The sequence below is a fragment of the Streptomyces sp. NPDC055400 genome, from assembly GCF_053644375.1.
This window is the reverse complement of sequence record NZ_JBSHLM010000034.1, coordinates 1-10212: the sequence shown is the minus strand read 5'-3', so window position 1 is coordinate 10212 and position 10212 is coordinate 1. Positions and strand designations below refer to the sequence as shown.

At 70.6% G+C, this 10212-nt stretch carries 6 protein-coding genes; 2 read left to right on the top strand and 4 right to left on the bottom strand.

Annotated features, from left to right (window positions below; translation table 11 throughout):
• The first annotated feature begins 355 nt into the window (after nt 1-355).
• Entirely contained in the window at nt 356-817 is a 462-nt protein-coding gene (locus ACWIGU_RS44600) for a hypothetical protein (protein WP_454407669.1), read from the top strand.
• On the opposite strand, the gene ACWIGU_RS44595 is transcribed toward ACWIGU_RS44600, so the two are convergent.
• The 4 genes from ACWIGU_RS44595 to ACWIGU_RS44580 all read right to left on the bottom strand — a co-directional run bounded on the left by ACWIGU_RS44595 (nt 814) and on the right by ACWIGU_RS44580 (nt 6149).
• Entirely contained in the window at nt 814-4551 is a 3738-nt protein-coding gene (locus ACWIGU_RS44595) for an AAA family ATPase (RefSeq protein WP_454407668.1), read from the bottom strand. The two genes, ACWIGU_RS44600 and ACWIGU_RS44595, sit on opposite strands and share 4 nt — an antisense overlap.
• Before the next feature lie 12 nt (nt 4552-4563).
• Entirely contained in the window at nt 4564-4986 is a 423-nt protein-coding gene (locus ACWIGU_RS44590; RefSeq protein ID WP_454407667.1) for a hypothetical protein, read from the bottom strand.
• Between the two features lie 271 nt (nt 4987-5257).
• Nucleotides 5258-5455, bottom strand: coding sequence for a hypothetical protein (locus ACWIGU_RS44585; RefSeq protein WP_454407666.1), 198 nt, complete (start codon nt 5453-5455; stop codon nt 5258-5260).
• Nucleotides 5456-5813: 358 nt separating this feature from the next.
• Nucleotides 5814-6149: a hypothetical protein gene (locus ACWIGU_RS44580; protein WP_454407665.1), complete on the bottom strand. Its 336-nt coding sequence runs from the start codon at nt 6147-6149 to the stop codon at nt 5814-5816.
• Between the two features lie 83 nt (nt 6150-6232).
• Between ACWIGU_RS44580 and ACWIGU_RS44575 the strand changes: the two genes are divergently transcribed.
• Nucleotides 6233-9559, top strand: coding sequence for an AfsR/SARP family transcriptional regulator (locus tag ACWIGU_RS44575; protein ID WP_454407664.1), 3327 nt, complete (start codon nt 6233-6235; stop codon nt 9557-9559).
• Nucleotides 9560-10212: the final 653 nt, after the last annotated feature.

Genomic DNA, 10212 nt, shown 5'->3' with positions numbered 1-10212 from the left:
CCCACTCCGCGTTCGTCAGATCTCCACGGCCCATACCGCCAGCCTGGCTCCAACTCCCCACTCATGTCAGGAGATCCGAGAAACAGTGCCTAGGCCGAGCGCATGCGTGAAGCAGCGCGCGAGATCATCACTCAAGAGAGTGGCGCGCCAGCGCTGTGACCAGATGGCGCGGTCGGGGGAAGGTATCTTTACGATCAGTCTGGCCCGAGCGAGGGGCCAGTCCCGGACGTCCTATCCGACCTGCGGACGCCGACGGGGAACCTTCTTCGCCACCATCACCTTTCTGCCTTCTCACGCATCAACAACACCGCGTTGTTCAGAGCCCGGTCGGGGGCCGCCGTCGAAAGGACACGCGATGTTGCTGCACGAAGTTGCCTCCGCACGTAGAGACTTCACCAAGGAGTCACTCGAAGGAGCCCGCGCCCGGACCGGCGATCTCCCCAGCCTCTCCCGGCTGGTACCCGCAGCCTCCAGCACACAGGCCCTGCTGGAGTCTCTGGCCCTGCGCACCCTCACCGGGCCCGCGCACCACTTGGCGGCCCGAACAACCGCGTTGCCCGCAGTCTCGCGCGATGACCGGAACACCATCCCCGCCCAGCGCCGTCGGCACCGCATTCTTGCTCTGCTCCAGGACGGCCCGACCCGCCTGTGGAGAGTCGCAGAGATCGCCGCCCGCTTCGGCGACATCCGGCTGGACAGCATGTACCGGCAACTCTCCAGATGGGCCGACAGCGGACTGATCCATAAGATCGGCCCCGGCCTCTACGCAGCCACGACCTGGACACCAACAGCCTTGCAACCAGCGGAAATGCGCTAACTTCCCGGCCTTGGGTCAAGGCCCCACCTCTCCTGCGGACGGTGTTCGTACGCAATGACCGTGGTGTCCTCCGAACCCGACACGATTAGGTCACGGCCACCGGCTCGCCCCGCCGCCACTGCGTACACCGTGCCGTGATGCCCGGTGAGTGGGGTGTCGACCGGGACACCGGTCAGGGCATCCCAGAGGCGGACCGTGGTGTCGACCGATCCCGAGATCACGACGTCGCGGTCGCCGAAGCGGCCGAATGCCACGGAGCAGACGCCCTTGTCGTGGCCGGTGAGCGGTTCTCCGAGTGGCCGGCCGGTGACCGCGTCCCAGAGCCGCACCGTGTTTTCCCAGGTTCCTGACGCGATCAGGGCACGGTCGCCGACCCTGCCGAGCGCCACACACAGCACGTCCCTGGCATGGCCGACCGGGCGAGGGGCGACGAACGCCGGCATCGCGGGAACGGTCGACTCTCCGGTGATGGCGTCCCATACGTGGATGTGGCCGGCGCCGGAGCCACAGACGATGACGTCCCGGTTCCCGGCGCGGCCGATCGCCACCGTCCGGGAACCGGCGCGGACGCGCAGCGCGCGGATCAGTTCGCCGTCGGCGGCGTCCCACACCCGGATCGTCTCGTCCCCGAACAGGCCTCCGCTCACGATCACCTCGCGGCCCCCGACGGTGCCGGTCGCCAGTGCCCGCACACCGCTGTCGTGACCCTCGAGGTCGTGGACGACGTGCCCGGTCACGGCGTCCCAGACGCGCACGGTCCGGTCCTCGGAACCGGTGACGATCACCTCGCGACCTGCCGCACGGCCGAGCGCCACCGCGTGCACCGGCGCGAAGTGACCTACCAGGGCGCCCATCGGGGCGCCCGTTGCGGCGTCCCAGGTGCGTACCGTGCCGTCGCGCGCCCCGGAGACGACCACATCGCGGCCCCCCGCGCGCCCGATGGCCACGGACTCCACGGGTCTCCGGTGCCCGGCAGCGGACTCCGTGCCCGGGGCGCCCGTTGCGGCGTCCCAGATTCGCACCGTGCCGTCGCCGGATCCGGAGACGATCACGTCACGGCCCCGGACCCGGCCGAGCGTCACAGCCACGACGGACGAGGTGTGCCCGGCCAGCGGGGCGCCGAGCTGGTCGCCGGTGGCGGCGTCCCAGATGCGTACGGTCAGGTCGAAGGCGCCCGTGACGATCACGTCCCGGCCGTCGAGCTGGCCGACTGCGCAGGTGGCCACGGTCGCGTGGTAGTCGAGGGGGGCGGAGGTGCACTGTCCGGTGGCCGCATCCCAGACGCGTACGCCGCCTGCTGAGGGGGAGCGGGCGATGTCCCGGTCGTCGTAGGCATTGGTGACGATCACCTCGCGCCCCTCGAACCTGCTGAGCACGACCGTGCGCACCGCGCCGTCGTGCCCAACCAGCGGGCTGCCGAGCTGACGGTGGGCGACTGGGTCCCAGATGCGTACGGTGCCGTCCTCGGCCCCGCTGACGATCACGTCCCGGTCGCCGACGCGGCCGAGCGCCACCGCGTTTACGGCGCCGTCGTGTCCGGTCAGCGGAGCGCCGACTGGTTCACGCGTGGCCGCGTTCCACACCCGTAGGGTGCCGTCCTCGGCCCCGCTGACGATCACATTCCGGTCGCCGACGCGGCCGAGCGCCACCGCGTTTACGGCGCCGTCGTGTCCGGTCAGCGGAGCGCCGACCGGTGCGAGGCTGGCCGTGTCCCACACGCGTACGCACCCCTCCTCGTCGCCCGTGACGATCAGGTCGTGGTCGCCGATCCGCCCCAACGCCACTGCCATCACGGCGGAGTCGAGGGTGAGCGGGGCGCCGAACTCGGCGCCGCTGGCGGCGTCCCAGATCCGCACAGTGCCGTCGAAGCACCCCGAGACCACCACCTCGCGCGGGCCGACGAGGCCGAGGACCACGGAGTCCACCACATCGTCACTGGCGGCGAGCTTGCGGTGCTGTCGGCCGCCCCAGGTCGCCCAGCGGATCGGCCACTCCCCGTCCGCGCGGCGCCGGCACGCGGCGACGAGGGCCTCCGAGCCGAGCCGCGCGGCGTTGGCAGCCAGCCTGGTCAGGTTCTGGGACGGCGCGGACGGCGCCCAGTCGTGCAGGCTGAGTTCGAACGCGGCGAGCGCGCTCCTGCCGTCGGCGGTGTGCAGTCCACCGCGTTGGGCCATAACCGCGCCGGGCCCCGCGACCAGCAAGAACCCGGGGTCGCAGACAAGGTCGTCGAGCACCCCCGCCTCGGCCGCGTGCGCGGCGAGATGGGCACGCGCGTAGGCCCCGGCCCCGCTCCAGTCCCGCTCGTCCGGGGTGCCCGCCGGCGTGAGCGCCTCCGTGATCGTCCGGTGCGCGGCGTGCACCTGCGCGGTGAGCGCGCGGGCCATGCCCGCCACGTCCGGCCGGTCCGCCTGGAGCCGGCCTTCCACGAGATCGCGCAGGCTCTGGTGCCTGATCGCGTAGCGCGGCTGGGGGGTCGCGTCGTCCTGGCGGTGCGGATCACGGGGTGCGTCGCCCCGGCCGCGCGGCCCGCCGGGCGCATCGTCCTCCCGGTGCAGAAACGGGCGGATGGTCTCCTCCGCGAACACCCGCACCGTCTCGGGGGGCAACCTCCCAGCGAACAGGGCGAGTTGCTCGGCGGTCAGCGGGGCCCGGGCGGCCGCGAGCACGCCCAGCAGAGGCCGCGTGACCCGCGTCCACTGCCGTCGGGCCCCTTCGTCGTGCGGTGCGCCGCGCCAGCGCTCGATGTGTTGCGCGTAGTACGCGGCGAGGTCGGAGGGAAGCTCGGCCACGCTGCGCGGACCCCGAACACCGTCCCGAATCTCGTCCAGTACGTACTGCAGGTAGATCCACACCCCGGCGCAGGCCTGCGCCACCGTCTGCCGGAACCACTCGAGTCCTGTGCCTCCGTCGCGCACCGCACGCAGGAGACGCCCATCGCCGCTGTCGGGGGCGGTGACCGCGGCGATGAAATGGTGCATGTCCGCCAGGTTGTGCTGGCCGTCGACCTCGATCTCCAGCCAGGCGATCGGGCGCCGCATCCCGTGCAGGGTGCGTCCGATGCCGAACCGGCTCGTCGCGATCACGAACACCCCGTCGGGCAGACTGGCGGGCAGCCCCAACGGCAGCCCGCCGCCGACGGCTTCGGGCCCATCTTCGATCTCGTCGAGGCCGTCGATCACCAGGACGATCGGCTCGGCGGGCGCGCCGCGATCGCGGGCGGCCGCCGCGGCGTGGACCAGGCGGCTGAACCACTCCGGCCGGCCGGACGTCGGCGGGATGATGCCGCCCGGCGCCCACTCCTCGGTGAGCCCCCATCGGGCGATCAACTGGGCGGCCAGGCTCTTACGCGCCGCCTCGGCAGAACGCCCGCCCGGCAGACTTGTGAAGTGCTGGAGCCAGGGGCGGGTCCACACCAGGTGGGCGGCGAGCGTGGACTTGCCGACCCCGGCCTCGGCCTGGACCAGCACATAGCCGCGCGGGTTGGCGGCGATGAACCCGTCGATCCGCTCGATCAGCCAGTCGCGTCCGGTAAAGCGGGCGAGGTCCAGGTCGCGCTCCAGCGGCGCGGGATCGAAGCAGACGTCCTGCAGCCGCTGCACGGGCCCGATGAAGAGGTTGCGCACCACCGGGCCGTAGTAGTTGTGCTGGGTGTTGTGGTCACCGAACTGGACGCCCTGGTACGTGTTCGACGGGCCACCGCCACTACTGCCGGTCCCGAGATTCTCCCTGGCCACGCACACAGCCCGTCAGTTGAACGTGTTGGTCTGGGTGTTGTGGTCGCCGATCTGTACGCCCTGGGCGTGCCGGGCGTCGACGGCGCCCGCCCCGTCCTGCGGTTCGTCGAGGCCCAGGTCCCTGAGCAGCGAACGCGCTGCAGCGACGATGTCCTCGTCGCTGGCCATGTCGGCCGCGACCAGCAGCTCACGCAGCTGCTCCCGCCACACCTCGGACCCGACCACGTCCTGCGCACCGTTCTCGCCGGCTTCCAGGACCCGCGCGCCGACGTCGCCACGAGCGGCAAGCCGCAGCCGCACAGACTCGCGCAACCCCGCGTAGGCGTCCCGCACCGCGCTGCTCGCGGTGTCCGTGAGCCCTGCTGCGGCGCCCGCCGACAACGCGGCAACCACCAGTTCCACCCCGTTCATGACCACCCCGATGTCGCGCCGCACCAGTTGACCAACGCCACCCGACTGCACACGTCGAGCACATGGCCCCCAGTATCAACCCCCGCAATGTTCAGAACCAGCCTCACGGACAATGCAGCCAAGGTGCAGTTGAGGTACCGGTCGATCAGCAGCGACGGGGGCAGCAGATGCGGCAGCTTCGGGCCGGCACGCTCCGGTTGACCGACTCCCGAAATCACCAAATGTTGATCACGGTGTACGTCGTGCAGTGCCCCCGAAGCCGCCGACGCACGACTCCCGCCTCTGGTAAACGGGTCTACGCCTCCGCCTTCCAACTGCCGCGCGCGGGCAGGTGGACGTCGACGACGTCGTCCAGGTGCAGACGCAACTCCGCAAATCCCTGCCGGTCACGCCGGATGTCCCGCTCGTCATACATCCAGCGCGCCTTGTGCTTGTAGCAGCGCACCGCTATGTCGCCGAAGAAGACGTGGCCGTGCTGCGCCAGTCCCGGCATGTGGAGGCGTCAGGGTCCAACGGCACCGTGGCGCTCTGCGTCAAGTCCGTGGAGAGGGAGCATGCGTACTCCCGGCTGATGGGCATGGCCGGATGGTGACAGCAGCCACTGACAACGCGCCCGTCGCACGCAGTTCAGTTCTGTCAGGACGGCTTCTCTCCAGACCAAGCCGTGGGCGGCGCAGCAGCGAAATCCCAGCGGGTGATCCCGTCCCTGAAGGGCCGTCCGAACGCTGGAGCGCGTAGATACTGAACCGCCCCGGTTCGAATGGAGACTCGATTTCATGAAAGGTTCGAGTCATGGCACGACCTCCCAAGTACCCCCTTGAGCTGCGCCGACGTGCGGAGTCGCCGCCATGTCATGAGACAGCCGCATCCACGGCGATGTGCCCTGTCCGGCGCTCCGCGCGGAGCACGGCGCGGGCCGCGGCGAGGGTCTCGTCGTCCATCTCCGTCCCGGAGGCCGTCAGGACCTGGAGCAGCCGGGTCCACCACACGTCGGGGTCCGTCTCGTACGCGTCCAGTACCCGTACGCCATAGCCGCCCCGTACGCCGTGGCCGCCACCGGCCAACCGGCGGCGGACTGCCTCTCTCAGTTCGGCGTGTAGGTCGTGGACGACCCCGCGTGAGGTGTCGGGGAGTCCGGTTGCCGCTCCTGTGGCCAACGCGGTGGCCACCAACTCCACTTCGGTCACTCGGGCCCCTTTGGGTTGTGCGGGTTGTGCGATGTCGTGTCCATCACCCTGGCCGGGGGTGCTGCAATGCTGATGAAATTTCGATGACTTACGGGAGCGGAGGCTTCTCGGTGGACGGCGGATCTCCCCAATTGCTTCGATTCGAGGTGCTCGGGCCGTTACGGGCATGGCGGGGTGGAACACCCCTGGAGCTGGGTCCGGTCAAGCGGCAGGCGGTACTGGCTGCGCTTTTGCTGCGCCAAGGGGCCGTGGTGAGTCATGAGCGGCTGCTCGACGCAGTGTGGGGGATGGAGCCGCCCGCGGGCGGTCGCAAGGTGCTGCCGACTCACGTCAACTCGCTGCGCAGGGCGCTCGAACCGGAAGGCACCGAGCCCGCGCAGTCGGTGATCCGCAGTGGAAAGGGCTGGTACCGCTTCGTGGTCGAGGGGGTCCGGCTCGACACGGCGGATCTGGACGTGCGGGGCGATGAGGCCCTGCGCACCGTCACGTCGGGCGATCTGGCCGCGGCGGCAGTTCAGTTGTCCGAGGCCGTCGAGTTGTTCCGGGGCGAACCCCTGGCCAACCTGCCGGGACCGTTCGCGCAGGAAGAGCGGCGGCGGCTGGAGGAGCGCCGGCGGACGCTCCGGCTGGAGCGGCTCAAGTGCCTGGTGCTGCTGGGCCGGTTCGGCGAGGCCCTCGACGACCGCGGCGGGCTGTCCGCGTCCGACCGCTACGACGAGGCGCTGACGGCCTTGCGCCTGCGGGCCCTGTACGGCTGCGGACGTCAGGCGGAAGCGCTCAAGGCCTACGAGGACTTCCGTGTACGACTGCGTGACGAGCTCGGAGCCGATCCCGGTGAGGAACTGCGCCGGGTGTACGAAGCGGTGCTGAACCAGGACGACGTCTTCCTCCTGCGTCCGCCGGCTCCTTCCCCGCCCAGGCTCGCCAAGGCGCGCGAGGGCGCCGTGCCGGCCGAACTCCCCCACGACGCCCCGGGCTTCGCTGGCCGCGCCGGTGAACTCGCCCGGCTCCACGCGCTGCTTTCGCCCGCGCAGGAGCGGGGGGCTGCGAACACCGTGGTCATCTCCGCCATCGGCGGTGCCGCCGGCATTGGCAAGACCGCGCTGGCCGTGCACTGGGCACATCAGGTCCGCGATCACTTCCCTGACGGCCAGCTCTACGTCAACCTCCACGGCTTCGACCACGACCGCCAGCCCCTTGAGCCCGGCGAGGCCCTTGAACTGCTGCTGCGCAGCCTGGGGCTCGCGGCGTCGGATATCCCCCCGCACCACGAGGCCCAGGGCCGCGTGTTCCGGACCCTGCTGGCCGACCGGCGCATGCTCGTCCTGCTGGACAACGCGGCCTCCGCCGAGCAGGTACGTCCGCTACTGCCGTCGAGTCCGGCCTGCTGTGTCGTCGTCACCAGCCGCAACCGGCTCGGCGACCTCGTCGCTCACGACGGTGCCCACGCCCTGCCACTGGACCTCCTTCAGCCGGACGAGGCCTGCGCGCTGCTGAGCCGAACTCTCGGCGCGGATCGGGTAGCCGCCGACGAGCGTGCGGTCGGCGAACTGATCCGGCTGTGCGGCAGCCTTCCTCTGGCGCTGCGCGTGGCCGCCGCAAGGCTCGCGGGCGACCCGGCCCTGCGGACGGCCGACCTGGTCGCCGAGATGACCGAGGGCAACAAGCTGGAGGCGCTGGAGCCGGACGGTGACGCCAATTCTCCTTTGCGTGCGGCCTTTTCGGTGTCATACCGGGTCCTGGCACCCGGCGCACAGCGGCTGTTCCGCCTGCTCGGCCTGTTCCCGGGAGCGGAGTTCACCACCGAGGCCGCAGCGGCGCTCCTGGATGCACCGCTGCCCCCGGCCCGTCGCCTGCTCGGCGCCTTGGCCGCGGCCCACCTGATCGAACCGGTGACGGTGGGCCGGTACCGGTTCCATGACCTCCTTCGCGAGTACGCGCAACAGCGTGCGCAGGTGGAGGAGACAGCGGCGGGCCGTGACGCCGCACTCGAACGGCTCCTGATCTGGTACCTGCACGCCGCTCGCGCCGCCTCTGGGACCTGGATGTTTCCTGAACTGCCGCCCGAGCTACAGGCCGACGAGCAGCAGGGCATGCCGTCCGCCGCCGAGGCCACAGCGTGGCTGGAGGCGGAGCGGGGGAATCTGCTGGCCGTCATCAACCGTGCTGCCCGGCACGGTCCGCGGCCCGCTACCTGGCACCTGACCTCCGTACTGTTCGGCCACTTCTGGCTCCATCTGCCGCGGGCGACCTGGCTGTCCACCGCGCAGGCGGCACTGGAGGCAGCGCAGACCGAGGGCGACCTGCACGGCCAGGCGGCCATGCACCAGAGCCTCGGGGTGATCCGGTGGGACTGGGGGCATGTGCGGGAGGCGATGGAGCACAACACGCGTGCAGCAGACATCAGCCGGGAGCTGGGCTGGGCGCAGGGCGAGGCGGCGACCCTGGCCGGCCGAGGCTTCGTGGCTTGGACCATGGCGCGGCTCGAGCGTGCGCATGAGCACTTCACCGCCGGCTTGCGGATCACCCGCGACGTGGGGAACCGTCACACCGAAGCGTTCACGTTGCTCGGCCTCGGTATGGTCTGCCGGGATCTGGGCCGACTGCACGAGGCTGCCGCTCATCTCGAACTGGCCCTCAGCCGCAATGCGGAGCTCAGTTGGTGGGACGACAGCCCGGCTCTGCAGGGGCTGGGCTGGGTGTACTGGGAACTCGGACGTCTCACCGACGGCCTGGACGTCCTCGGTCCCTGGGTGGCCCCCGAAGGTAGGGGCGGATACCGCAACGGCCGCGCCCAGATGCTTGCCGCCGTCGCGAAGATCAGTATCGAGCTCGGCCGACACGATGAGGCACTGGACCAGGCTGAGCGCGCCTCCGCCATGGTCAAGGACCAGGGGCGGCACTGGATCCAGGCCATCGTCCTCAGCACGGTCGCCGCCGCCCACCGTCAGTTGGCGCATTTCGACCGGGCGCTGAGGGCCGACAACCAGGCCCTCACCCTCTCCCGCCAATCAGGATACCGACGAACCGAGGCGGACAGCCTCCTGGGCCTCGCCCTCACTCACAAGGAAATGGCCCAGAACGACCAAGCCCGAAGTCATGCTGAGCAGGCACTGACCCTGGCACGCGCCCACTCGTTCCGCATGCTGGAAGGTCAGGCTCTGACCGCCCTTTGCGACATATGGGCGTCCGAAGGAGCGCACACCACAGCCACCACCTTCGCCCAGGAGGCCCTGGCCGTACACCGTGAGACCGGCCACCGACTCGGCGAGGCCCGCACCCTCATGGCCCTCGCCCGCGCCCACCGGAAGACCGACGGTGGTACCGCTGAACTGATGAGGCAGCAGGCATGGGACATCTTCTCGGACGTCGGCGTACCCGCGAAGGAGTACAAGAACCTCGACGGGTGACGTTGGGGCACGGTTACCGGGACGACGTCCATGTGCCGAAGGATGAGCACGAGAGTGGATAGGACGAGGAAGACCAGAAGGCACAGGTCACCGCTCAGCAGCCTTGTGGCGCGCCCTACTTCTTCAGGGCGGGGGCTGCGGTCCTGGCTGCGGACGGCGCCTCGTCGGCGGGCTGCCTGCCAGGGACCGATCGAGGTACACCGGTGCGCCAATCCGCGCCTGTCATCGATGACCGGGCGGTGGGCACCGGGCCGGTGTTGTTCCCGGCCGTGATCTGATCTGCGCCGCGCTGGTGGCCTGGTGGCCTGGTGGACGGCGGCGGTGCGTGTCGTGCCCGGTCAGGCGGACCGGGGGTGGACACTGCTGGCGAGCCGCTGCCTGTGGCCGACCAGATAGTCCGGCGTGGAGCGGCGGACCTTCCCCCGGGGGCCCGCACCACGCCATCTGGGCCGGCGGTCCCGGAAGCCTGCCCGGCCCACGGGGCTGCCGGACCGGCCGGTTCTGGCTGGGCCCCTTACGGTCCGGCAGCCTCACCCGAATGAGTGAACTTCTCTGTGGCCAGGGTGGGTATGCGCGGCTGATGGACGACTCCAGCAGCAGTGTCCCGGCATCTGTGCGCGAGATGATCTCCGGCATCGTCACGGCCGTCCGTG